20 protein-coding genes and 1 pseudogene are annotated in these 23,431 nt (G+C 66.7%); 11 read left to right on the top strand and 10 right to left on the bottom strand.

The window, feature by feature from the left end:
- Positions 1-152 precede the first annotated feature (152 nt).
- Positions 153-815, bottom strand: coding sequence for a TetR/AcrR family transcriptional regulator (locus Q0Q02_RS16365; protein WP_293810820.1), 663 nt, complete (start codon positions 813-815; stop codon positions 153-155).
- 91 nt (positions 816-906) lie between these two features.
- Here Q0Q02_RS16365 and Q0Q02_RS16360 point away from each other — a divergent pair, with 91 nt between their 5' ends.
- The 5 genes from Q0Q02_RS16360 to Q0Q02_RS16340 all read left to right on the top strand — a co-directional run bounded on the left by Q0Q02_RS16360 (position 907) and on the right by Q0Q02_RS16340 (position 7,260).
- A complete protein-coding gene (locus Q0Q02_RS16360) occupies positions 907-2,133 on the top strand; it encodes an efflux RND transporter periplasmic adaptor subunit (RefSeq protein WP_293810818.1) in 1,227 nt (408 codons plus the stop codon).
- Between the two features lie 4 nt (positions 2,134-2,137).
- The gene (locus Q0Q02_RS16355; RefSeq protein ID WP_293810816.1) at positions 2,138-5,269 is read left to right on the top strand and encodes an efflux RND transporter permease subunit; all 3,132 of its coding nucleotides are present in this window, start codon (positions 2,138-2,140) and stop codon (positions 5,267-5,269) included.
- Positions 5,270-5,328: 59 nt separating this feature from the next.
- Positions 5,329-5,595, top strand: coding sequence for a hypothetical protein (locus Q0Q02_RS16350; RefSeq protein WP_293810814.1), 267 nt, complete (start codon positions 5,329-5,331; stop codon positions 5,593-5,595).
- 17 nt (positions 5,596-5,612) lie between these two features.
- Positions 5,613-5,897, top strand: coding sequence for a hypothetical protein (locus Q0Q02_RS16345; protein ID WP_293810813.1), 285 nt, complete (start codon positions 5,613-5,615; stop codon positions 5,895-5,897).
- A 196-nt stretch (positions 5,898-6,093) separates the two neighbouring features.
- Positions 6,094-7,260, top strand: a complete 1,167-nt coding sequence (locus Q0Q02_RS16340; protein WP_293810811.1) for a Gfo/Idh/MocA family oxidoreductase — start codon at positions 6,094-6,096, stop codon at positions 7,258-7,260.
- On the opposite strand, the gene glpK is transcribed toward Q0Q02_RS16340, so the two are convergent.
- Positions 7,252-8,754: a glycerol kinase GlpK gene (gene glpK / locus Q0Q02_RS16335; RefSeq protein ID WP_293810809.1), complete on the bottom strand. Its 1,503-nt coding sequence runs from the start codon at positions 8,752-8,754 to the stop codon at positions 7,252-7,254. The genes Q0Q02_RS16340 and glpK overlap by 9 nt on opposite strands.
- A 260-nt stretch (positions 8,755-9,014) precedes the next feature.
- Between glpK and Q0Q02_RS16330 the strand changes: the two genes are divergently transcribed.
- Together Q0Q02_RS16330 and Q0Q02_RS16325 are read left to right on the top strand one after the other, a co-directional pair.
- Positions 9,015-10,094: a Ppx/GppA phosphatase family protein gene (locus tag Q0Q02_RS16330; protein ID WP_293810807.1), complete on the top strand. Its 1,080-nt coding sequence runs from the start codon at positions 9,015-9,017 to the stop codon at positions 10,092-10,094.
- Positions 10,095-10,106: 12 nt separating this feature from the next.
- Positions 10,107-10,823, top strand: coding sequence for an RlmE family RNA methyltransferase (locus Q0Q02_RS16325; protein WP_293810805.1), 717 nt, complete (start codon positions 10,107-10,109; stop codon positions 10,821-10,823).
- A gap of 40 nt (positions 10,824-10,863) precedes the next feature.
- Here Q0Q02_RS16325 and Q0Q02_RS16320 read toward each other — a convergent pair whose 3' ends face one another.
- The gene (locus Q0Q02_RS16320) at positions 10,864-11,454 is read right to left on the bottom strand and encodes a hypothetical protein (protein ID WP_293810804.1); all 591 of its coding nucleotides are present in this window, start codon (positions 11,452-11,454) and stop codon (positions 10,864-10,866) included.
- A gap of 78 nt (positions 11,455-11,532) precedes the next feature.
- The gene (locus Q0Q02_RS16315) at positions 11,533-12,972 is read right to left on the bottom strand and encodes a DHA2 family efflux MFS transporter permease subunit (protein WP_293810803.1); all 1,440 of its coding nucleotides are present in this window, start codon (positions 12,970-12,972) and stop codon (positions 11,533-11,535) included.
- A 285-nt stretch (positions 12,973-13,257) separates the two neighbouring features.
- Between Q0Q02_RS16315 and Q0Q02_RS16310 the strand changes: the two genes are divergently transcribed.
- The 4 genes from Q0Q02_RS16310 to Q0Q02_RS16295 all read left to right on the top strand — a co-directional run bounded on the left by Q0Q02_RS16310 (position 13,258) and on the right by Q0Q02_RS16295 (position 17,060).
- Positions 13,258-13,575: a hypothetical protein gene (locus Q0Q02_RS16310; RefSeq protein WP_293810802.1), complete on the top strand. Its 318-nt coding sequence runs from the start codon at positions 13,258-13,260 to the stop codon at positions 13,573-13,575.
- Positions 13,576-13,838: 263 nt separating this feature from the next.
- A complete protein-coding gene (guaB, locus tag Q0Q02_RS16305) occupies positions 13,839-15,332 on the top strand; it encodes an IMP dehydrogenase (RefSeq protein WP_293810801.1) in 1,494 nt (497 codons plus the stop codon).
- A gap of 71 nt (positions 15,333-15,403) precedes the next feature.
- Positions 15,404-15,814 (top strand): MAPEG family protein, encoded by a 411-nt coding sequence (locus tag Q0Q02_RS16300; protein ID WP_293810800.1) that lies wholly within the window; start codon positions 15,404-15,406, stop codon positions 15,812-15,814.
- Between the two features lie 142 nt (positions 15,815-15,956).
- Entirely contained in the window at positions 15,957-17,060 is a 1,104-nt protein-coding gene (locus Q0Q02_RS16295; protein WP_293810799.1) for a DUF2865 domain-containing protein, read from the top strand.
- Here the strand turns inward: Q0Q02_RS16295 and Q0Q02_RS16290 are convergent.
- The 6 genes and pseudogenes from Q0Q02_RS16290 to Q0Q02_RS16265 all read right to left on the bottom strand — a co-directional run.
- Positions 17,057-17,758: pseudogene (locus Q0Q02_RS16290) on the bottom strand (integrase core domain-containing protein); the annotation flags it as partial. The gene Q0Q02_RS16295 and the pseudogene Q0Q02_RS16290 overlap by 4 nt on opposite strands.
- Positions 17,759-18,124: 366 nt before the next feature.
- Positions 18,125-18,931: an enoyl-CoA hydratase-related protein gene (locus Q0Q02_RS16285; protein WP_293810798.1), complete on the bottom strand. Its 807-nt coding sequence runs from the start codon at positions 18,929-18,931 to the stop codon at positions 18,125-18,127.
- 32 nt (positions 18,932-18,963) lie between these two features.
- On the bottom strand, positions 18,964-20,196 hold the full coding sequence (locus tag Q0Q02_RS16280; RefSeq protein WP_293810797.1) for a phenylacetate--CoA ligase family protein: 1,233 nt from the start codon (positions 20,194-20,196) through the stop codon (positions 18,964-18,966).
- Between the two features lie 9 nt (positions 20,197-20,205).
- Positions 20,206-20,997: an ABC transporter ATP-binding protein gene (locus tag Q0Q02_RS16275; RefSeq protein WP_293810796.1), complete on the bottom strand. Its 792-nt coding sequence runs from the start codon at positions 20,995-20,997 to the stop codon at positions 20,206-20,208.
- A 56-nt stretch (positions 20,998-21,053) separates the two neighbouring features.
- Positions 21,054-22,316: an ABC transporter substrate-binding protein gene (locus tag Q0Q02_RS16270; RefSeq protein WP_293810795.1), complete on the bottom strand. Its 1,263-nt coding sequence runs from the start codon at positions 22,314-22,316 to the stop codon at positions 21,054-21,056.
- 37 nt (positions 22,317-22,353) lie between these two features.
- A complete protein-coding gene (locus Q0Q02_RS16265; protein ID WP_293810794.1) occupies positions 22,354-23,427 on the bottom strand; it encodes a branched-chain amino acid ABC transporter permease in 1,074 nt (357 codons plus the stop codon).
- Positions 23,428-23,431: the final 4 nt, after the last annotated feature.

Below are 23,431 nucleotides of genomic sequence, written 5' to 3'. Positions count from 1 at the left end.
AGGACCCCAGACTCTGACTCTGGTTGTCTAGGTTCGAATCCTAGTCCCCCAGCCACTTCTGCGTGGCCCGGAAAATCCGAAATCTGACGCGCGCGAACAGGCCACTGGCTGTATTTCGGCCTGTGTCGATCGGTCATCCGGCGTGGCGCCGATCACGTCGCCTTCACCTCTGCGCCTTCGAGGAACACTTCGAGACAGAGCCGCGCATGCCGGGCGCGCTCTTCGACCGTGGGCAGGCGGTCTCCGGGGAAGCGCTTGATCAGCGCCGAGAAGATCATGTCCATCAGCATCCGCGCCATCGCTGCCGCCGGAAAGGGACGCAATCTGCCCCGCTCCTGCTGAGCTGCGAGCCAGTCTTCGAGAAGGCGCCGCGCCGGCTCCGCGCCTTCCTCCACGATCACCTCGCCGATTTCGCTGAAGCGGTCGGAATCGGCGAGGACCAGTCTGATGAAGGCCAGCCGATCGCGATCGTCGATCTCGTCGATGTCGAGGCGGAAGATCGCGGCGAGCGCCTCCGCCAGCGGCAAATCCTCGTCGGGATCGCGCGGCAGCGCCAGCATCGAACGCCGGTGATCGGCCACCATCACGCGGAACAGGTCGGTCTTGGCCGGGAACAGCTGATAGAGCGTACGCTTCGAGACACCGCAACGCGCCGCCACTGCATCCATCGTCGTGCCGCCATAACCGACATCGAGGAACAGGTCGCGAGCGGATCGCACGATCCGCTGCCGCTCGGCCTCGTCGGAGCGCGTCTTCGGGCGCCCGCGCACGCGGCCTTGTCCCCCTGCCATCTCGCCGATTTTGCTGTCTGTCATCGTGGCGTCCGTCATCGCGCCGCAATCCTGGGTTTGACAGTCTCGGAAATCAAGAGATAAGAAACCAATAAGTTTCCAAAAGAGAGTCCGCATGCCGGCCGAGCGCGCCCCCTCCTCTTCCCGTCACGCCTTGCCGAGCGCCCTGTTGCTCGCGATGGCTGTGGCCGCCTGCAATTCCGAGAAGGCTGCAGCGCCCCCGCCGCAACCGCAGCTCCAGGTCAGCGTCGTGTCGCTGCACCCGCAGCCGGTGGCGATCACCGCGGAGCTGCCCGGCCGCGTCTCGGCCAACCTCATCGCCGAGATCCGCCCGCAGGTCAGCGGCATCATCAAGTCGCGATTGTTCCGCGAGGGCAGCGAGGTCAAGGCCGGCGACGTGCTCTACGAGATCGATCCTGCCCCTTATCAGGCGGCACTCGACAGCGCCGTCGCCGCCCGGGCCAAGGCGGAGGCCGCTGTCGCCAATGCCCAGGTGCGGGCCGATCGCTATCGCGAGCTGCTCCTGCGCAATGCCGGCAGCAAGCAGGATGCCGACGATGCAGCCGCCACGCTCGGGCAGGCCCAGGCCGATGTCGCAGCCGCCAAGGCCAGCGTCGAGACCGCCCGGATCAACCTCGCCTACACCAAGGTGACCGCCCCCATCGACGGGCGCATCGACAAGTCGGCGCTGACCCAGGGCGCGCTCGTTACCGCCAACCAGACCGCCATCCTGACTACGATCCGCAAGCTCGATCCGATCAATGTCGACGTCACCCAGTCGAGCACCAACCTGCTGAAATTCCGCAACGACATCGCCGCGGGCCGGCTGAAGTTCACCGGCCCGAACGTCGCGGTGAAGCTGAAGCTCGATACCGGCGACGCCTATGCGCAATCCGGCAAGCTCGAATTCGCCGAGGCGAATATCGACGAAACCACCGGCACCTTCAGCGTGCGCGCCGAATTCCCGAATCCGGAGCGGCTGCTGCTGCCCGGCATGTTCGTCCGCGCGGTGATTCAGGAAGGTATCGCCGAGAACAATTTCCTGCTGCCGCAACGCGCCGTCGGGCGCAACACCAAGGGCGAGGCGACCGCGAAATTCGTCTCGGCCGACGGCAAGGTCGAGGAGCGCGTGCTGACCACGCGCCGCAATATCGGCAATAACTGGCTGGTCGACAGCGGCGTCAAGGACGGCGAGCGCGTGATCGTCGAGGGCGGGCAGCTGGTGCGTTCGGGCCAGGCCGTGACGGTCAAGGAGGTCAGCGTCGACGAGGCGACCGGCGAGCTCAAATCGACCAATCGCCGGGCAGAGCTGCCGGCGGCCGCCATCACGGCGAAGAACTGACATCATGTCGCGCTTCTTCATCGAACGGCCGATCTTCGCCTGGGTCGTTGCCATCGTCATCATGCTGGCGGGCCTGCTGGCGCTGCGCACGCTGCCGATCTCGCAATATCCGCAGATCGCGCCGACGACCGTCCAGATCAGCGCCAACTATCCCGGCGCCGACGCGCAAACCGTCGAGAACTCGGTGACCAAGGTCATCGAGCAGGGCATGACCGGCGTCGACAACCTGCAATACATGACGGCGACCTCGACCTCGACCGGCAACGCCCAGATCACCCTGACCTTCAACAGCCAGGCCGATCCCGACGTCGCGCAGATGCAGGTGCAGAACAAGCTGCAGCTCGTCACGCGCCAGCTCCCGGCGGTGGTGCAGAGCACCGGCATCTCGGTCGCCAAGGCCTCCACCGGCTTCCTGATGGTCGTCGCCTTCGTCTCGAAGGATGGGCGGATGACGACCACCGACCTCGCCGACTATGTCGACTCGACGCTGAACGACACGCTGAAGCGCGTCGAAGGCGTCGGCACGACCCAGCTCTTCGGCGCCGGCTACGCCATGCGCATCTGGCTCGACCCCGACAAGCTGCGGAAATACGCGCTGATGCCCGCCGACATCGCCGCGGCGATCGAGGCGCAGAACACGCAAGTATCGGCCGGCCAGCTCGGCGGCCTGCCGCAGGTCGGCGGCCAGCAGCTCAACGCCACCGTGACGGCGCTCTCGCGGCTGCAAACCGTCCAGCAATTCGAGAACATCATCCTCAAGAGCGGCTCGTCGGGCTCGATCGTCCGGCTGAACGATGTCGCCCGTGTGGAGCTCGGCGCCAAAAGCTACGACACCTCGTCGCGCTACAACGGCCAGCCGACGACTGGCCTCGCCATCAGCCTCGCGACCGGCGCCAACGCGATCGAGACCGCGAAGTCCGTGACCGCGACGATCGAGCGCCTGAAGCAGACCCTGCCCGAAGGCGTCGAGGTCACGTACCCCTACGACACCACGCCCTTCGTGACGCTCTCGATCGAGAAGGTCGTGCACACGCTGTTCGAGGCGATCATCCTCGTCTTCATCGTGATGTACGTCTTTCTGCAGAACCTGCGCGCCACCTTCATCCCGATGCTGGCGGTGCCCGTCGTTCTGCTCGGCACCTTCGGCGTGCTGGCGCTGGCGGGCTATTCGATCAACACGCTGACCATGTTCGCGATGGTGCTCGCCATCGGCCTGCTCGTCGACGACGCGATCGTCGTGGTCGAGAATGTCGAGCGCGTGATGCAGGAGGAGAAGCTCTCGCCCAAGGAAGCGACGATCAAGTCGATGAGCGAGATCACCGGCGCGCTGGTCGGCATCGCCACCGTGCTCTCGGCCGTGTTCGTGCCAATGGCCTTCTTCGGCGGCTCGGTCGGCATCATCTACCGGCAGTTCTCGGTGACGATCGTCACGGCGATGGCGCTCTCCGTCCTCGTCGCGCTGGTGCTCACCCCTGCCCTCTGCGCCACCATCCTCAAGCCGGCCGGCGACCATGGCCACCGGAAGGGCTTCTTCGGCTGGTTCAACCGCAATTTCGAGCGCACCACCAACGGCTATCGCTCCGGCGTCGCCGCCATGATCGCGCGGCCGATGCGCTTCATCGTGGTCTTCCTGCTGATCGGCGGCGGCATGGCCTGGCTCTTCGCCCGCATGCCCTCCTCCTTCCTGCCCGACGAGGACCAGGGCATCCTCCTGACCAGCGTCCAGCTTCCCGTCGGCGCCACCCAGGACCGGACGCTGCGCGTGCTCGACCAGGTGCAGAAGCACTATCTCGAGAAGGAGAAGGACCTCGTCGAAGGCGTGCTGACCGTCGCGGGCTTCGGCTTCGGCGGCCAGGGCCAGAATGTCGGCCTCGCCTTCGTGCGCCTCAAGCCCTTCGCCGAGCGCACCGGCAAGCAGGCGACGGCCCAGGCCATCGCCGGGCGCGCCATGGGTGCCTTCCGCGGGATCAAGGACGGCATGGTCTTCGCGCTCGCTCCGCCGGCGATCCAGGGCTTCGGCAACACCGCGGGCTTCGACTTCTACCTGCAGGATATCGCCGGCGCCGGCCACTCCCGTCTGATGGAAGTCCGCAACCAGTTGCTCGGCCTCGCAGCCCAGAGCAAGCAGCTCACCGGCACGCGCCCGAACGGCCAGGAGGACACGCCGCAATACGCGGTCGAGATCGACCAGGAGAAGGCAAGCGCGCTGACCTTGTCGCTCGCGGCCATCAACAACACGCTGTCGACGGCCTGGGGCTCGGCTTATGTCAACGACTTCATCGACCGTGGCCGGGTGAAGTCCGTCTATGTCCAGGCTGATGCGCCCTTCCGCATGCAGCCCGGCGATGTCGGGCGCTGGTATGTCCGTAACCAGGGCGGCGAGATGGTGCCGTTCTCGGCCTTCTCCAGCGGTCGCTGGACCTACGGCTCGCCGCGGTTGGAACGCTATAACGGCGCCGCCGCCGTCGAGATCCAGGGCGCGGCCGCGGCGGGCATCAGCTCCGGCGCGGCGATGGAGGAGATCGACAAGCTGATGGCGAAGTTGCCCACCGGCTTCAGCCATGAATGGACCGGCCTCTCCTTCCAGGAGAAGCTCTCGGGCAGCCAGGCTGTGGCGCTCTATGCCATCTCGATGCTGGTCGTCTTCCTCTGCCTCGCGGCGCTTTACGAGAGCTGGTCGATTCCCTTCGCGGTCATGCTCTCGGTGCCGATCGGCATCTTCGGCGCCCTGCTGGCGGCGACGCTCTTCGGCCAGACCAACGACGTCTATTTCAAGGTCGGCCTGCTGACGACGATCGGCCTCGCTGCCAAGAACGCGATCCTGATCGTCGAGTTCGCGATCGAGCAGGAAGCCCAGGGCAAGGGTCTGGTCGAGGCGACGCTGGAGGCGGCGCGCCAGCGCCTGCGGCCGATCCTGATGACCTCGCTCGCCTTCGTGCTCGGCGTGCTGCCGCTCGCGGTTGCGACGGGCGCAGGCTCCGGCAGCCAGAACTCGATCGGCATCGGCGTGATGGGCGGCATGATCGCCGCAACCCTGCTCGGCGTCTTCTTCGTGCCGCTGCTCTACGTCACCGTCGTGCGCCTCGTCCGGCGCCTGCGCCAGACCGAGCCGGCAGCGGTCACCGCCGCAGAATGAATGACGGGGCGCCGCCGACCACGGCTGCGCCCCGCTTTCGAAGGTGCTAGACTGTCACGATGACTGAGTTTCCCGACATCATTCGCTCGCCCTTGTCGCAGACCTTCACCCATGACGGCGTCACCGTGCGGGTGGAGATCTACAAGATCGGAGGCACCGACGGCTGGACCCTCGAGCTCGTCGACGAGGAAGGCGGCTCGACCGTCTGGCAGGATGCCTTCGCCACCGATGCCGACGCCTTCGCCGAGTTCACCGACGGGGTCGAGCAGCTCGGCCTCGACCGCCTGATCGACCCGGACGACGACGACCTCGCCACCGTCCACTGAGCGGTCGCTCGCCAGCCATGCGCTATTCCGACGAACTCGACGCGCTCCGTGCCGCCCGCGACGCCCTTCGCCGCCGGATCGCGGAGCGCCTTGCCTTGGAGGCCGGCACGCCGATCGCGGGCGCGCTGCCGGAAGCCTGGCTCACCGCCGCCGACGAAGCGATCGAAGCCTGGAGCAGCGAAGGTGAGGAGGCGCAGGATTCGCGCGCCTTTCGCCCGATCGGGCCGCTTCAGGATCTGCTGGCGGACCATGCCGCACTGGTCGAACGGATCGTCGAGACGCTCGACCGGCGCCTGTCCTAGAGCGTGCTGATTTCACATGGAAACACATCGTCATCCCGGGCTTGTCCCAGGATCCATCGTAGAGCGTGCAACCCTATGATGGATTCCGGATCGGCGCCGCTCACGCGGCTTGTCCGGAATGACGGCATGCTTCCGTGAGAATGAAGCAGGCTTCAGCCCAGAATTGCCCACACCGCCTGGAGCATCAGGTTAAGCGATGAACGAGGAATCCGCACCTAGGCTGCGCTATGCCATGATCGGCGGCGGCCGCGATGCCTTCATCGGCGCCGTGCACCGTCATGCCATCGCGCTCGACGGGCAGGCGGAGCTGGTCGCGGGCGCCCTCTCCTCGACTCCTGAACGCGCCCGCGAATCCGGCCGAGCGCTTGGCCTTGCCGACGCGCATAATCACGCAAGCTGGCAGGCCCTGCTCGAAGCCGAGCACGCCCGCCCTGCCGCGGAACGCGTCGATCTCGTCGTCATCGTCACACCGACCGACACGCATTTCCCCATCGCACAGGCCTTCGCGGAAGCGGGCTTCCATGTCGTCTGCGACAAGCCGCTGACCCATACCGGCGCGCAGGCCACGGCGCTGGTCGAGACCGTCGCCAGCCAGGGCACCGTCTTCGGCGTCACCTACAACTATACGGGCTATCCGATGGTCCGGCAGGCGCGCGAGATGGTACGGGCGGGCGCGCTCGGCCGCATCCGCAAGGTCGTGGTCGAGTACAATCAAGGCTGGCTCGCCACCGCGCTGGAGGCGACCGGCAACAAGCAGGCGAGCTGGCGCACCGACCCGGCGCGCAGCGGCATCGCCGGTGCGCTCGGTGATATCGGCTCCCACGCCGAGAACCTCGTCGCGACTGTGACCGGACTCGAAATCGAGGAACTGGTCGCCGATCTCGGCGCACTCGTGCCCGGCCGCACGCTCGACGACGATGCCAGCATGCTGCTGCGCTTCAAGGGCGGCGCGCGCGGCGTGCTCGTGGCCTCGCAGATCAATGCCGGGCTGGAGAACGACCTGCGCCTGCGCGTCTCCGGCGAGAACGGCACACTGGAATGGCGGCAGGAGGAGCCCAACCGACTCGTCCATCACCGCCGCGAGGGGCCGACCGAAATCTTCACGCGCGCCTCGCCCTGGCTCTGCGAATCGGCCCGCCGCGCCGGGCGGATCCCGGTCGGGCATCCCGAGGGCTTCATCGAGGCCTTCGCCAATATCTATCGCGGCGTCTTCGCCGATATCCGCGCCCGCAAGGCCGACACGACGGCCGATCCGCTCGATACCGACTATCCGACGGTGCTCGACGGCGCGCGCGGCGTGCGCTTCATCGAATGCGCGGTCGCTTCCTCGGTGGAGCGGCGTTGGCTGCCCTTCTCAGGTTGAGCTCAGCGTCCGTCTGACACTGTCGCGCCAGCCCGTGACCTTGCGCTTGCGCTCGCTGGCGGCCATGGCCGGCGAGAAGCGCCGCTCCAGCCGCCATAGATCGGCGAAGCGCTCCGGTTCGGGCAGCAGCCCGGCATCGAGCCCGGCGAGATAGGCGGCACCGAGTGCCGTCGTCTCCAGCACGGTCGGCCGGTCGACCGGCAGGTCGAGGATGTCGGAGAGGCGCTGCATCGTCCAGTCGGAAGCGACCATGCCGCCATCGACCCGCAGCACCGACTGCTTGCCGGCGCCGGCTTCCGGCCAATCGGCCCGCATCGCCTCGACGAGGTCGAGCGTCTGGTAGCAGACACTTTCGAGCGCAGCGCGCGCGAACTCACGCGGGCCCGAGTTGCGAGTCAGGCCGAATAGGGCGCCGCGCGCATGCGCGTCCCAATGCGGCGCACCGAGGCCGACGAAGGCCGGCACCAGATAGACGTCCTGCTCGGGATCGGCGGCTTCCGCGAGCGGCCCGGTCTCGCTCGCTGTCTCGATGATGCCGAGCCCGTCGCGCAGCCATTGCACGGCGGCGCCCGCGATGAAGATCGAGCCCTCCAGCGCATAGGTCCGCTTGCCGCCGAGCTGATAGGCGACGGTGCTGAGCAGGCGATGCTTCGAGCGCACCGGCGTGTCGCCGGTGTTCAGCAGGGCGAAGCAGCCGGTGCCATAGGTCGATTTCACCATGCCGGGCGAGAAGCAGGCCTGCCCGATCGTTGCCGCCTGCTGGTCGCCCGCGATGCCGCGCACCGGAATCGCCGCTCCGAACAATTCCGGCGCAGTGTCTCCGAAATGCGCGGCGCAATCGCGCACTTCAGGGAGAAGCGCGGCCGGGATGCCGAACAGGGCAAGCAAGTCGGAATCCCAGACGCCGCGGCCGATGTCGAACAGCATGGTGCGGGCGGCATTGGTCGCATCGGTCGCATGCACGGCCCCGCCGGTCAGGCGCCAGAGCAGGAAGCTGTCGATCGTGCCGAAGGCGAGCTCGCCAGCCTCGGCCCGGCGCCGGGCGCCGGGGACGTTGTCGAGCAGCCAGGCGATCTTGGTCGCGGAGAAATAGGGATCGATGCGCAGGCCCGTCCGCTCCGCGACCTGCTCCTCATGTCCGGCCGCAACGAGTTTCGCGCAAGCCTGCGCCGTGCGCCGATCCTGCCAGACAATGGCGCGATGGATCGCCCGGCCCGTGCGGCGGTCCCAGATCAACGTCGTCTCGCGCTGGTTGGTGATGCCGATTCCCGCGATATCCCTAGCGGTCAGGCCGCCTTTGGCGATGGCCTCCCTTGCGGTCGTCAGCACGCTGTCCCAGATATCCTCCGGCTCGTGCTCGACCCAGCCCGAGGCCGGGAAATGCTGCGGAAACTCGCGCTGGGCGCTGGCGACCACGCCAAGCGACGCATCGAACAGGATCGCCCGCGAGGAGGTCGTGCCCTGGTCGATGGCGAGAATGTGTCTGGCGGCCATGTCGGTTCCCTGCCCCGTCTTTCGTGCCGGCGGAGACTGGCCGATCAGCCGGCTCCCGCGCAAGCGCGCAGCCGACGGGGTATCCGGCAAGCCTCCTGCTGGGCAAGGTTCTGCTTGGCATGTCGCTTGCCCTGTAGTTAGCTCACGAAGAAGCAGGGCCGCATTGTGCCGCGGCCCCTGTCCGAGCCCCAGGCATCGGACAGGTTGAGGGATTGGGATCAGTGGCGGTCGAAGACCGGCAACAACGAGATGTCGCGCCCATGGCGCGGCCGCAGAGACATGACGTCGATCCGCAGCGGACCGGCGCAATCCCGGTTAGCGCGTCGTTCAAGACCTTCGGACAGCCCGCCGCCCCGCGCCCGCCGGGCGCAACCTATGCCGCGCTCGACCTCGGCACCAATAATTGCCGCCTGCTGATCGCCAGGCCGGCGCAGCATGGCTTCCGCGTCGTCGACGCCTTCTCCCGCATCGTCCGCCTCGGCGAGGGCCTGGCCGCGAGCAGCCGCCTGGCCGATGCCGCTATGGACCGCGCCGTCGAGGCGCTGAAGATCTGCCGCGGCAAGATGGCGAATCGTGGCGTCACCCGCGCCCGCCTCGTCACTACCGAGGCCTGCCGCGCCGCCACCAACGGGCTCGACTTCATCCGGCGCGTCGCAGCCGAGGCGGAACTCGCGCTGGAGGTCATCGACCAGCGCACGGAGGCCGCGCTTGCCGTCTCCGGCTGCGCGGCCTTGGCCGATCCGGCGGCGGAAAGCGTCATCGTCTTCGATATTGGCGGCGGCTCGACCGAGATCGTCTGGCTCGGCGGGCGCAGCGAGGCGCGCGACCCTGCCGCCCGCATCCGCGAATGGGCCTCGCTGCCGATCGGCGTCGTCACGGTCGCCGAGCGCTACGGCGGCATCGAGGTCAGCCGCGAATTGTTCGAGCGCATGGTCGAGGATTGCACGCAGGCGCTCGCGCCCTTCGCCAAGAAGGCGGCGGGAGCCAAGGACGCCCGCAGCTTCCACCTGCTCGGTACCTCCGGCACGGTCACGACGGTCGCCGGCATCCATCTCGACCTGCCGCGCTATGACCGGCGCGAGGTCGACGGGCTGTGGATGCATCAGCGTGACATCCTCACGGTGATCGACCGTTTGATCGAGATGGACTATGCCGCCCGGGCGGCGAATGCCTGCATCGGCCGCGAGCGCGCGGATCTGGTGCTGGCCGGCTGCGCGATCTTCGAGGCGATCCGCCGCGCGTTCCCGAGCGAGCGCGTCCGCATTGCCGATCGCGGCCTGCGCGAGGGTATCCTGCTGCGCATGATGCATGAGGACCGCGCCTGGTGGCGGCGGAAATAGGCTTTTGAGGCGATGAGCAGCGGACAATCTGGCGGCAAAGCTGGCGGCGGCAAGCCTGCGGGCGCGCGCGACATGCGCGTCAAGGTCAAGAAGGCCGGCAAGCTCAAGCATTCCTCGCAGCTCTGGCTCGAGCGCCAGCTCAACGACCCCTATGTGAAGCGGGCGAGGGAGATGGGCTATCGCTCGCGCGCGGCCTTCAAGCTCGAGGAGATGGACGACCGCTACAAATTCCTGAAACCCGGCCAGCGCCTCATCGATCTCGGCTGCGCCCCGGGCGGCTGGTGCCAGATCGCGGCCAAGCGCATCGGGCTGGAGCAGGGCAAGGGCCATATCGTCGGCATCGACCTCCTGGCCGTCGACCCGATCCCCGGCGTCGACCTGATCCAGATGGATTTCATGGCCGAGGAGGCACCTGCCCTCCTGACGGAACGTCTCGGCGGCCGCGCTGACGGCGTGATGTCGGACATGGCAGCCAACACCACCGGCCACAAGAAGACTGACCATCTCAAGATCATCGCGCTCGCCGAGGCCGCCGTCGAGTTCGCACACAGCATCCTGGCGCCGGGCGGCTTCTTTCTCGCCAAGCTGTTCCAGGGCGGCGACAGCGCCGAGCTCCTTGCCGGGCTGAAGCGCGACTTCACCACCGTCCGCAACGTCAAGCCGGCCGCGAGCCGCGCGGATTCGTCAGAGCTTTACGTGCTGGCGACGGGGTACAGGCGGCCGGGCTGAGAAGAATCAGCCGACCAGCGAGAGGGGTGATCGGGCCCGGTCACTCCGGAAAGACATCCCGCGGCAGGTGGTTGGGATCGTAGCTGCCGGGCGCGCTTCGCGCCACGGAACTCCAGATCCAGAAGCCGAAACCGCCGAGGCCGATAAGCGGCCCAACGATTTCGAAGAAGCCCGCCTTACCGCTCAGGCCGATATAGAGCACCAGCAGCCCGGCCCCGCCAAAGATCACCGCCGCGATGAGCGCTACGGCGATCAGGAAGCGATGGCGCCCCTCTGGAATGCCGCGCCGGAAGGTTATATGCGCGGATCCGCCCGCGACGAGGCGACGGTGCAGGTCCTCGACGAAGGCGATGAAGACGGTGTCCCGCTGCGGATCGTCCACACCCCAGGGGCCGCTGGAATGCACGAAAAGCGGCCGGCCGGAGGAAAATGTCAGTTCTGCCAACGCTTCCCAGGGCGAGCGCGGGCCGCCATTTACCGCCTGTAGGCGCACGCCCGTGAGCTTGGCAAAGGACCGCAAGCCCGAGCGGCCATCGAGCTCGTAGGCGATGCCTTCGTCGGTGAGCGTCAGTTCGGCTTCGGCCACCTTCAACCGGGCCGCGCCGTCGCCGACGCAGAGCGTATAGCGCATCTCGTCCGAAGGAGCGGGCGCAGCCTGCATGCCCCAACCTTGCGGCAAGCCCGGCAAACTCGCAAGCTAGGGGCTGCCTCAATCCAGCGGCCTCTGCTCCGCGATCGCCTCGGCGGTGACCTTGCGCGCGCTGACCGGAACATGGCCGGACACCTCGGCGCCGGCATCGGGAGCGAGACGCATCATCCACAGCGCCGACGAAGCCGAGACCAGGCCGACGATCAGGAAGGCCGGCCAGAAGTCCCCGGCCCCCAGATCCTTGCCGCCATGGAGCGCATGCGTGCTCTCAAGGGCGAAGGCGCCGATCGTCACGCCCATCGAAAGCGAAAGCTGCTGGGCGACGCTCGACATCGAGGTCGCGCTCGACATCTCGCGATTGGAGACATCGGCATAGCTCAGTGCGTTGATGCCGGTGAACTGCAGCGAGCGGAAGCAACCGCCGACCAGCAGCACGGACAGCATGATCGCGTGCGGCGTCACCGGCGTGAACAGGCCGGAAGCCGCAAGAAAGGCCGCGCCGATCACCGAATTGACGATCAGCACGCGGCGGAAGCCGAAGCGCGCCAGGATCGTCTTCGCCAGCGTCTTCATGATCAGCGCGCCGGCCGCCGAGACGAAGGTGATCAGGCCCGATTGCAGCGCATCCAGCCCGAAGCCGAGCTGCAGCATCAGCGGCAGCAGGAAGGGAATGGCGCCGATTCCCGTCCGGAAGATCGAGCCGCCGATCACGCCGATGCGGAAGGTCGGGATCCGGAACAGCGACAGGCTGAGCACCGGATAGGGCACGCGCTGCGCATGGAACCAATAGGCCGCCAGTGCCGCCGCACCGCCCAGCACGCACCCATAGGACACGAATTCCGGCACCAGATGGCGTCCGCCGGTATTGAGCCCGAGCATCAGGCTGGCGAAGCCGAACGAAGACAAGAGGAAGCCGCGGATATCGAGGGGCGGAACGTCCTCCTCGCGGATATCCTCGAAGAACAGGCTGGCCAATACGATGCCGACGAGGCCGATCGGGATGTTGATGAAGAAGATCCAGCGCCAGTCGAAATAGGTGGTGATGAAGCCGCCGAGCGGTGGCCCGACCACGGGGCCGACCAGCGCAGGAACCGTCAGGTAGGCGAGCGCCCCGACGATCTCCGACTTGCTGACGCTGCGCAGGATGACGAGGCGCCCGACCGGCACCATCATCGCCCCGCCCATGCCCTGGATGAAGCGGGCACCGACGAAGGCACCGAGCGAGTTCGATACCGCGCAGAGGATCGAGCCGACCAGGAAGACGCAGAGCGCCGAACGGAAGATCGTCCGGGCGCCGAAGCGATCCGCCATCCAGCCCGAGATCGGGATGAAGACGGCGAGGCTGACGAGATAGGAGGTCAGCGCCAGCTTCAGCGCGATCGGATCTTCGCCCAGCGATTTCGCGATCACCGGCAGCGAGGTCGCGATCACCGTGGAGTCGGTGTTCTCCATGAACAGCGCGCAGGCGACGATCAAGGGGAGGAGTTTGGCGCGCTGCAAAGCTCGAACCTTCCGCGCCCGGTCGAATTAGGCGCGCTTGAAATCATAAGCTCGGCTATTAATCGCATGTGCATCAGGTGACGAGAACGAATTCGCGGTTTGCGGCCGGTTTTGCCCGCAACCGGCGCGCTTCTGCCATGCACAGAACTGATGGCTCGGCCACCAACACAATGCCGCCATGCGTTCGCCTTACTCCTAGGTACCCCGCGGCAGCCCCATTTTTCGGGCGCCTGGTTGTGCCGGGCCGTCGCGAGGGGCGCGCGTCGCCAACTGCGGAGAAGCAATATGACGCATATTTCAGATATTTTTGCCGCTCCTCGCCGGCTTTCCCTGAGCGCCCGCATTGCGGCGCTGGCCGTGCTGGCGGGGCTCTCCTATGGAGCTACGGTGGCCGCCCCGGCAGCGGCGGGCTCCAGCGATTGGCGCGCCGCCTGCCAGTTCAAGAATATCCCCGGGAGCGCCTCCGGCAGCATCCAGTACGATGCCTGTATGCATCTCCAAAGCTGCCAGACCATGGCAAACAAGGCCGGGCACGAAATCTTCGGAATGGGCTGCTTCGGAATCAAGCCGGACAACCTTCCCGAGCCCGTCACCAAGCGCTGAGCTTCCTCCAACCCAGGCAAACCCGACCAGCACAGTTCCCTGCAATGGTCGGGTTTGCCTGCCAAGCTTGTGCCGACATATCGCCCCGCTTCGGGCTGCGAATGCCCAGCCATGCGCGTCAGGCCTTTTTGCACTGCAAAAGAATCCGAACTGCGCACTAGCGGAGGCAGCCCGCCCATGCTAACGGGCCTCGTCAACTCGGCACTGGGCCTCTTGCCCTGCCCCCTTGAAAAGCCGGTCCTTCCCGGCGGTCGGAGTTGACGATGACGCTTTCCCTCGACGGTCTGATTCGTGACGGCCTCACCTTCGACGACGTGCTGCTCGAGCCCGGCCCGTCCGAGGTCATGCCGGCGGATGTCGATATCCGCACCAGGCTCACCCGCAGCATCTCGCTGAACCTGCCGATCATCGCCTCGGCGATGGATACGGTCACCGAAGCCCGCATGGCGATCGCCATGGCACAGGCCGGCGGCCTCGGCGTCATCCACCGCAATCTCGACGCCGACCAGCAGGCCGCGCAGGTCCGCCTCGTCAAGAAATTCGAATCGGGGATGATCGCCAACCCGATCACCATCCATCCCGACGAGACGCTGGCCGATGCGCTGGCGCTGATGAAGAACAACGGCATCTCCGGCATCCCGGTCGTCGAGCGCGGCCCGCAGGGCCATAACGGCAAGCTCGTCGGCATCCTGACCAACCGCGACGTGCGCTTCGCCCAGAACCCGGCCCAGCCGGTCTCCGAGCTGATGACCAGGGAGCGGCTGATCACGGTGCGCGAGGGCGTCAGCCCCGACGAGGCGCGCCGCCTGCTCCATCAGTTCCGCATCGAGAAGCTGCTCGTCGTCGACGATCACTATCGCTGTATCGGCCTGATCACCGTCAAGGACATGGAGAAGCAGGTCGCCCATCCGAACGCCGCCAAGGACGTGCACGGCCGGCTCCTGGCTGCCGCCGCCACCACCACCGGCGACCAGGGCTTCGAGCGCTCCGAGATGCTGATCGATGCCGGCGTCGACCTGATCGTCGTCGACACCGCCCATGGCCATTCAGCCAAGGTGCTGGAAGCCGTCAGCCGGGTGAAAAAGCTCTCCAACTCGGTCCAGGTCATCGCCGGCAACATCGCCACCGCCGGCGGCGCCCAGGCCCTGATCGATGCCGGCGCCGACGCCATCAAGGTTGGCATCGGCCCGGGCTCGATCTGCACGACCCGCATCGTCGCCGGCGTCGGCGTGCCGCAGCTCACCGCGATCATGGACGCGGCCTCCGCCGCCTCGAAGGCCGGCGTTCCGGTCATCGCCGATGGCGGCATCAAGTATTCGGGCGATCTCGCCAAGGCGCTGGCCGGCGGCGCCTCTTGCGCCATGGTCGGCTCTCTGCTCGCCGGCACGGACGAGACCCCCGGCGAAACTTTCCTGTACCAGGGCCGCTCCTACAAGGCCTATCGCGGCATGGGCTCGGTCGGCGCGATGGCGCGCGGTTCGGCCGATCGCTACTTCCAGCAGGACATCAAGGATTCGCTGAAGCTCGTGCCGGAAGGCATCGAGGGTCAGGTCGCCTACAAGGGCCCGGTCTCGAACGTGCTGCACCAGCTCGCCGGCGGCCTGCGCGCCGCGATGGGCTATGTCGGCGGCAAGGACCTCGTCGACTACCAGAACAAGGCGCGCTTCATCCGCATCACCAGCGCCGGCCTGCGCGAGAGCCATGTCCATGACGTGACCATCGTGCGCGAGAGCCCGAACTACCCGACCCGCTCTTGAGTCCGGGCAAGCTTCGTGCAGCACTGGCCTGACTGATTCAGGCCGGTGCAGGCACGGGGCTACGCGCGACCATGACTCTGAAGCTGATCTATCCGACGCTGGCGATGATCTTCTGGATTTTCGTCGTCGGCGTCGTCCTGGCTTTCCGCCGCAAGATGGCCTTCGCCAGCGGCGCCGTCCGCCCCGACGAGGTCACGGTCTCGACCGAGCGCTACCCCGTCCCGGCCCGGCTCGCATCGGCGAACTTCACCAACCAGTTCGAAACGCCGGTGGTCTTCTTCGCCATCGTCATGATCGCGATGGAGACCGGCGCCACCGGCTATGTCATGGCGATCCTCGCCTGGCTCTATGTGACGACCCGCATCGTCCACACCCTGATCCATATCGGCCCCAACACATTGCCCCTGCGCGGCGCCGTCTACGGCATCGGCGTTCTCGCGCTGTTCTGCATGTGGCTCGGCGTCCTCGTCTCCGTGCTCTGAGCGGCGGATCCCGGCAACACTCCCGTTAAGCATCTTGCCCGTTTCCGGCAGCGGAAGGCCCGGAAGCGTTGAAGCTTAACGAAAAGTAAACTACACCCCGAATGGCGGCGGACGGTGGACAAGCGTAGTTTGGAGTGACGCGATGTTACGTGTCCGTGAGGTCCCGGCGCGGGTTTTCGTCCGCGAGGGCGAGGTTCTGGCCGCCGCTTCCGGCAAGGCGAAGATCGCAAAGCGCAGCCCCGCGGGTCGCCTGCTGGCGCTTGCCGCGCTCGGGGTCACGCTCGGCTCCGGCGGCATGGTGCTGACGGCCTCGATGGTCCTGGCCGAGAACGACGAGGCCCGCGAGGCCAACATCCGGGAAGTGGCACGCCAGACCGAGCAGACCCGCCTGCGCAACGCGACCTACACCTCGACCCGGCCCGCTCCGCAGGCCAATGCCTATGCGCCCGCCGGCAATGGCTGGCGCCTGCCGCTCATGCAGACGCTGCCGGACGGGCGCCTCGCGCAGCCGCAGGTCGACCTCAACCCCTTCCGCAAATCGGCCCGGAAATCCGCCGACGGGCGACGCAAGATCGCCGGCACGACCTCGGCCACGCTCGATGTGGTGACCGGAGTAGCCGACCGGGCCCAGACTTTCTGCGTGCGCCTCTGCGACGGCTTCCACGCTCCCATCGGCTATGTCCGCTCATCCGGCGACCTGAAGGCCCATGAGGCGATCTGCAAGGCGATGAATCCGGGCATCCCGGTCAAGGTCTTCAAGGTGGCCGCCGGCGGGGCCGGCATTGCCGACGCCGTCGCGGCCGACGGCAAGCGCTATGGCGCCCTGCCGATGGCCTATAGCCACGAGAAGTCGGCCGACCCGGCCTGCCGCCCCGCCATCGTGCAGGCCGGCGAACGGCGCGTCTCCCTGCTGCGGGACATCACCTTGCGGCCCGGCGACAGCGTCGTGCTCGACGGCAAGGTCTCGACCTTCACCGGCGGCTCGGGCTGGCCTTACAGCCGGCGCGACTTCCGCGATTTCCGCACCGCCTCGGAGCTGAGCAAGACCCAGCGCAAGCAGATCGACGAACAGGTCGGCATTTCCCGGATGGAGGCGCAGGCCAGCAGCGTCCGCCGCCAGATGCGCGTCCGCGAGGCGCAATTGCAGGACGACACCGTCGCCAGCGACGCGGTCCTGCGTGGCACGGTCGATCCGACGACGCGCGAGCCGGTCCGCCTGATCTCGCTATCGCTGCCGGCGCGCTAGGTATTCAGTCCCGGCATTTGGTGGATTGGATCGAGCGTGAATCGTTCTGGCTCTGAAGTCCAGCGCTTGCGGATGAACTCGTAGGGTGTGAGGCCTTTCAGGGTCTTCAGGCGCCGGCCGAAATTGGAGGCTGAGACGAAGTCGTCGAGGTGGGGTTCGAGCTGGTCGTGGCTGTCGTGGTGATAGCGCTTGACGGCCGCGTCCTTGATCGTCCGGTTCATCCGTTCGACCTGCCGGTTGGTCCAGGGATGGTTGATCCTGGTGAAGCGATGCTCGATGCCGTTCTCCCGACAGCGCATCGCGAACATGCGGGTGATGTGGCGAGCGGTCGGGCCGTTGGCGTAACGTAGCGGGAAGCGGAGCTGGATGCCGTTGTCGATCCTGTCGGAAGCGGCGGCGATCAAAGCGACCAGGAAGATGGAGGCCGTCACCCTGTTGGCGCTCTCCATCGATTGCGCGAAGGCGAATTTGCTCGTCCGATCAATGGCGACCAACAGGCAGAGCCTGCCCTCGGCGGCATGAACCTCGGCGAGGTCGATCTGGAAGAAGCCGATCAGGAAGGACTTGAACCTCTTTTTCGGCTCCTTGTCGCCCTCGATATCCGGTAGCCGGCTGATGCCGTGCCACTGGAATCCCGTCGGCGCCCTGCTTCAGGATGAACGCCTTCGGGGCGTCCGAACCGAAGGTCCGCGAAGCGAACACTTCGAATCCTTCATCGTCTTCCGCTCCTCCCAGCCCAAGGGAAACGACACGGAAAATTCTAACCCAAAGCGATCCAGTTTTAAGGGCTCGGATCACAGGTCCCGAGATGGTGCGAATGCTCAGCAATCACATGCTTGAAGATAACAAGGTTCGCCTCGCTGACATCGCCGAGACCATGATCGCCCGAGGACCTTGGTGGAAAGCATCGGCCCGGATGCGCTCAATTTGAGAACCAAGCCGTCATCGCTCGCGTATTAAATGACCAACCGGAGCCAAATCGACGCATTCCCTGATTTATGCGCCGAGCCACACAAGCCAGTATTTCCGCGATACAGGCAGTTCGTCACGCCTGCGGCAGCACGTCAGAACCGCGGCGGGCGTTTCTCGAAGAAGGCCCGAATGCCCTCCCGGAAATCGGGCGTCGCCGCGTTGCCGATGAAGGCCTGCTTTTCCAGATCGAGCTGCGCGTCGAAAGAGACCTCGCTCGCGGCCTGAACGAGGGCCTTGACCGCCTTGACGGCGCCGCGGCTGCCTTGGCTCAGGCGCTCGGCCATGGCCTGCGCCGCCTGCACGAGCTCGCCTTCCGGCACGACCCGGTTGACGAGACCGAGGCGCAACGCCGTCTCGGCGTCGATCGCTTCGTTGAGCAGCACGAATTCGAGGGCACGCCGTGGGCCCAGCAATTGCGTGAGCGTCCAGGTCGTGCCGCCATCCGGGTTGGTGCCGAGCTTGGTATAGGCCGAGAGGAAGCTCGCCCCTTGCGTGGCGATCACCATGTCGCAAGCCAGCGCGAGCGCGACGCCGCCCCCCGCCACCGGGCCCTGCAGGGCAGCGATCACCGGCTGCGGCAGCGCCTTGATCAGGCGCATCAATGCGTGGAAGCGCTCGATCAGCAGACCCGCCGTCACGGGTGCCGCAGCAAGATCGGCATCGAAGCGGGACAGATCGCCGCCCGCCATGAAGGAGCGCCCGACCCCGGCCAGGACCACCGCCCTGACGGTCGCATCGGCGGCGATCGGCGCGAAGGCGGCGACGAGCGCATCCGCCAGAGCCTCGTCCAGGACGTTGAGCACCTTCGGCCGGTTCATCGTCACCGTCAGCACGGCTCCCTGCCGCTCGACCAGGACCACGTCGCCTGCGGAAGCCTGAATCGCCTTGTCGCTCGCCATGATGTGCCGTGCCTTTCCAGCCGCCTGCTGACTCAGGCGGGCTTTCGCGTATCGTCGATGATCTTGCCATCGTTGGGCAGTGTCCCCGGTGGAACGAAGGCGACCGTCCCGCGCAATTTCATCACATCGCGCAAGCTCGCCGCCACCGCCTCAGCCAACCCGGGCGGCGGCGCGGCGACCTCAGCGTCGAGATGCATCGCATCGGTCTCGTCGCGGCGCGTGACCACCAGCCGGCAGCGGCCGAGCGCGGCATGGCGCGCCATGATCGCGGCGACCTGCTCAGGGCGCACGAACATGCCCCTCACCTTGGCGGACTGGTCAGCGCGGCCGAGCCAGCCCCGAATCCGCCGGTTCGTCCGCCCGCAAGGCGAGGTTCCCGGCAGGAGGGCGCTGAGGTCGCCGACAGCGAAGCGGATCAGCGGCTTCGTCGGATCGAGGATCGTCACTGCGATCTCACCGACCTCGCCCTCGGCTACGGGATCCCCGGTGCCGGGGCGCAGAATCTCGACGATGATGTCCTCGTTCAGGATCAGCCCGTCGCGGGCCGGACTCTCATAGGCGATGATGCCGCATTCGGCGGTGGCATAGCATTGATAAGCGTCGATGCCGCGCGCGGCGAACTCCGCCTGCAGCGAGGGCGGGAAGGCCGCGCCGGAAACTACGGCCCGCTTCAGCGAGGCGACGTCGCGCCCGCGCGCCGCCGCCTGGTCGAGTAGTATCTTCAGGAAATCGGGCACGCCGGCATAAAGCGACGGCCGGTAGGCCTCGATCAGGTCGAGCTGGGCATCGCTGTTGCCGGGCCCTGCCGGGATGACGGCACAGCCGAGCACGCGCGCGCCGGCATCGAAGCACCAGGCGCCAGGCGTCAGGTGATAGGAGAAGGTGTTGAGCACGACATCACGGCGGCTGGCGCCTGCCGCGGCGAGCGCGCGGGCGACGCGCCACGGATCATCGTCATGGCCCTCGGGTTCGAAGATCGGCCCCGGCGACATCATCAGCCGGCGATAATCGCCAGGACGGCCGGGCAGCAAACCACCGAAGGGCGGCCTCGCGCGCTGGGTCGATGGTAGGTCCGACTTGCGCAGCACCGGCAGAAGAGCGAGCGATGCGCGGTCCGTGACGGCTCCGGGATCAATGCCGCGCAGGTGCCTGCGCCAAGCCGGCAAGGCTTTCGCCGCCGCGATCACCTTGGGCAAACGCTGGAACAGATCGGCCTCGCGGCGTGCGGGCGTCCGGGTTTCCAGGCGGTCGTAGTGCTTGCCCATCGCGCGGCCTCAGGCCAGCCAGCGCTTGCGGCGCCGGTAATGCTTGACCGCGTGATAATCGACCTTCTGATGGCCGCCGAGATAGGCGTCGGCGACGTCGGGATTGGCGCTCAGCACTGCAGCCTCGCCGCTCATCAGGATGCGGCCGTTCTCGATCAGATAGCCGTATTGGGCGATCTCCAGCGCCGCGGTGGCGTTCTGCTCGACCAGCAGGACTGCAACGCCGTCGCGCTCGTTGACGCGCCGGACGATGTCGAAGATCTCGTCGACGAGGAAGGGCGCGAGGCCGAGGCTTGGCTCGTCGAGCATCAGCAGACGCGGCTCGGTCATCAGCGCGCGGGCGATCGCCAGCATCTGCTGCTCGCCGCCGGAGAGATAGCCGGCCTCGGCCTTGGCGCGCTGGGCAAGGCGCGGAAAGGTCTCGAACATCCGGTCGATCAGCGCCGAGACATGACCGCGCTCGCGATGCATGGTCGCCGACGCGATCAGGTTCTCCCTGGGCGTCAGATGGCCGAAGACGCGGCGCCCTTCCAGCACATGGACGATGCCGAGGCGCACGCGCTCAGGCGGATCGACCGCAAGGATCGAGCGGCCGTCGAAGCTGATCTCGCCGCGGGTCACCGCGCCGCGTTCGGGCTTGAGCAGGCCGGAGATCGACTTCAGCACCGTGCTCTTGCCGGCACCGTTGGCGCCGAGCACGGCAACGAGCCCTTTCTCGGGCACTTCGATCGAGACGCCGCGCACGGCGAGGAAGACCTGATCGTAGACGATCTCGATATTGTTCAGCGCCAGCAGCGTCATCGGCCCGATCCAGCAATGGCGGGCGACGCGAGCTTAAGCGCGCCGCCCGGACCTCGTCATTTCCCGGTCTTCTTGAACTCGTCCGAGTTCTTGCGGATCTCCTCCCAGACCACGTCCTGGTTGGCGGCGAACCAATCGGTGATCGGCACGAATTTGGCACCGTCCCAGCGCGCGATCCGGCCCATGCCGCCGCCCTGGTGGTCGTCCTTGGTGATTGTGGTCGGCGGCAGCAGGCCGTCGGCGGTGAAGTTGGTGATCGAGCGCAGGCCCTCGTTGAGCCAGGGGCCGGTGACCGGGCCGTTCGGCACCTTCTCGGCCGCCTTGCGCACGCCCTCGACCATCAGTGTCGCCATCTGGACGCCGTAGTTGTAATAGGCCGTGCCGACCTTGTTCTCCGGGCCCGAGCCTTTGCCCTTGCCGACGACGTCGGCAAGAATGTCCTTGATTACCTTGGGCTCGCGCCCGCCGACGCAGGGCTCGACCTTCATCACGCCCTTGGCCGCCTCGCGCCCGACCACGTCCATGTCGGATTCAGACAGCCAGACGCTGCCCGAGACGCGGTCCATCGGAATGCCGTTGCGGATCGCTTCGGTCAGCGCCACCGTTTGGCCGACGCCGGCGCCCCAGAAGATCACGAAATCGGGCCTTGCCCGACGAACCTGCGGCCAGATCGCCGACTGGTCGTTGCCCGGCGGGGTGTAGGGGAAGGCGGTGAGTTCATAGCCTTCTTTCTTGGCAAGCACGTTGAGGATCGGCAGCGGCTCCTTGCCGAAGGGCGTGTCGATATGGACGAAGACGATCTTCTTGCCCTTGAGGCTGCCCTTCTCGGTTTTCTTGAACTGCTCGATGATCAGCCCAGCCTGGGTCCAGTAGTTGATCGAGAGCGGCAGGACGTAAGGAAAGACGCTGCCATCGGCCGCGTCACTGCGGCCGGAATAGGCGGTGATCATGTTGATCTTGTCCTCGAGCGCGCGCGGCACCAGCGCGCGCGCCACCGGCGTCGAGAGCGGGTCGATCAGCACAGCGCCCTCGCGCTTGCCGCGCTCATAGGCCTCGATGGCGCGCGGCAGGTCGTTGGCGTGGTCGGTGATGTCGGCGACGATCTTGTAGCCGCCGACGCCGCCGCGATCGTTGACCAGCGTGAAGTAGTCGCGCTGGCCCTGGTTATATTCCGAGGTCACGAAGGTGTAGATGCGGGTGAAGTCCTGCGGCAGCGAGAAGCGGACGATCTTCTCCTGGGCGAAGACGCGGACCGGCAGGGCGAGCGGCGCGGCGAGCGCAGCCGAGCCGGCGATGAAAGAACGGCGATCGAGCGACATCCTGTTTCCTCCAGCCCTGTCGTTGTTCAAGGCACCGTCACCGCTGGGCATGGCGGAACGGCCAGACAAGCAAGTAGTTGCGGAAATTCGCGTAGATCTTGGCGAGGCCGAGCGGCTCGTAGAGCAGGAAGCCGATCACGAGGGCGCCATAGGCCATCAGGGGCAGATGGGCGCGCAGGTCGATCGGCAGCGACCAGCCAAGCGTCCCGGCAGTAAAGCCGAGCAGGTTGTTGAGCAGGATCGGCGCGAACAGGATCAGCGCCGTACCGAAGAACGGGCCGAGCACGCTGCCGAGCCCTCCAACGATGATCATCGCCAGGATCTGGATCGAGAGCTCGATATGGAACTGGTCGGGCGAGATCGCCCGAAGATAGGTCACCGCCAGAACCGAACCGACGACGCCGCCGATGAAGGACGAGACCCAGAAGGCGAGCAGCTTGTAGCGGAAGGTCGAGATGCCGAGGATCTGCGCGGCATAGTCCTTCTCGCGCAGCGCTGCCAGCGCCCGGCCGAAACTGGTGCGCCGAACGTTCAGCATGAAGAGCGTGATCATGAAGCAGACGCCGAAGGCGAGGTAATAGGTCGGCAGGTCGCCCTGCAGGGGAATACCGAGGAAGCGCACCGGCGGCACCTGCAAGGTTGCCAGCGAGCCGCCGCTGATCACCGAGGAATGCGAGATGACGAAGTCGACGACGTACTGCATGGCGAGCGTCGCCATCGCCAGATAGATGCCCTTCATGCGCAAAGCCGCACCGCCGAACATCGTGCCGATGGTGGCGCTGAGCAGGCCGCCGACGATCATCGCAATCTCGAGCGGCACGCCGAGACGAACCAGGTGCACCGAGCCATAGGCGCCGATGCCCATCACCGCGCCATAGCCGAGATGGATCTGGCCGGACCAGCCCATCAGCAGGTTGAGGCCGAGCGCCGCCGAGGTCCAGATCAGCCAGGGCAGCAGGTAGCCGGAGACGTAGAGCCGGTCGAACAGGAAGGGGGCCGCCAGCAGAAGGAGGACGACCGCAATGATCAACCCGCGGTCGAAGCCGAGCGGGAAAAGCTGGCGCTCGTCCTGATAGCGCGTGTGGCGGATGCCGGCGCGACGATAGAACACGGCG

The sequence above is a fragment of the uncultured Allobosea sp. genome (assembly GCF_945956895.1).
In the GTDB taxonomy this organism is placed as follows: Bacteria; Pseudomonadota; Alphaproteobacteria; order Rhizobiales; family Beijerinckiaceae; genus Allobosea.
This window is presented reverse-complemented; position numbering and strand designations above follow the sequence as displayed.

Bases quoted from the DNA above. Each gene is read 5' to 3' on its own strand.
- Q0Q02_RS16365 (WP_293810820.1), bottom strand. From the start codon at position 815: ATGACAGACAGCAAAATCGGCGAGATGGCAGGGGGACAAGGCCGCGTG.
- Q0Q02_RS16360 (WP_293810818.1), top strand. From the start codon at position 907: ATGCCGGCCGAGCGCGCCCCCTCCTCTTCCCGTCACGCCTTGCCGAGC.
- Q0Q02_RS16355 (WP_293810816.1), top strand. From the start codon at position 2,138: ATGTCGCGCTTCTTCATCGAACGGCCGATCTTCGCCTGGGTCGTTGCC.
- Q0Q02_RS16350 (WP_293810814.1), top strand. From the start codon at position 5,329: ATGACTGAGTTTCCCGACATCATTCGCTCGCCCTTGTCGCAGACCTTC.
- Q0Q02_RS16345 (WP_293810813.1), top strand. From the start codon at position 5,613: ATGCGCTATTCCGACGAACTCGACGCGCTCCGTGCCGCCCGCGACGCC.
- Q0Q02_RS16340 (WP_293810811.1), top strand. From the start codon at position 6,094: ATGAACGAGGAATCCGCACCTAGGCTGCGCTATGCCATGATCGGCGGC.
- glpK (WP_293810809.1), bottom strand. From the start codon at position 8,754: ATGGCCGCCAGACACATTCTCGCCATCGACCAGGGCACGACCTCCTCG.
- Q0Q02_RS16330 (WP_293810807.1), top strand. From the start codon at position 9,015: ATGGCGCGGCCGCAGAGACATGACGTCGATCCGCAGCGGACCGGCGCA.
- Q0Q02_RS16325 (WP_293810805.1), top strand. From the start codon at position 10,107: ATGAGCAGCGGACAATCTGGCGGCAAAGCTGGCGGCGGCAAGCCTGCG.
- Q0Q02_RS16320 (WP_293810804.1), bottom strand. From the start codon at position 11,454: ATGCGCTATACGCTCTGCGTCGGCGACGGCGCGGCCCGGTTGAAGGTG.
- Q0Q02_RS16310 (WP_293810802.1), top strand. From the start codon at position 13,258: ATGACGCATATTTCAGATATTTTTGCCGCTCCTCGCCGGCTTTCCCTG.
- guaB (WP_293810801.1), top strand. From the start codon at position 13,839: ATGACGCTTTCCCTCGACGGTCTGATTCGTGACGGCCTCACCTTCGAC.
- Q0Q02_RS16300 (WP_293810800.1), top strand. From the start codon at position 15,404: ATGACTCTGAAGCTGATCTATCCGACGCTGGCGATGATCTTCTGGATT.
- Q0Q02_RS16295 (WP_293810799.1), top strand. From the start codon at position 15,957: ATGTTACGTGTCCGTGAGGTCCCGGCGCGGGTTTTCGTCCGCGAGGGC.
- Q0Q02_RS16285 (WP_293810798.1), bottom strand. From the start codon at position 18,931: ATGGCGAGCGACAAGGCGATTCAGGCTTCCGCAGGCGACGTGGTCCTG.
- Q0Q02_RS16280 (WP_293810797.1), bottom strand. From the start codon at position 20,196: ATGGGCAAGCACTACGACCGCCTGGAAACCCGGACGCCCGCACGCCGC.
- Q0Q02_RS16275 (WP_293810796.1), bottom strand. From the start codon at position 20,997: ATGACGCTGCTGGCGCTGAACAATATCGAGATCGTCTACGATCAGGTC.
- Q0Q02_RS16270 (WP_293810795.1), bottom strand. From the start codon at position 22,316: ATGTCGCTCGATCGCCGTTCTTTCATCGCCGGCTCGGCTGCGCTCGCC.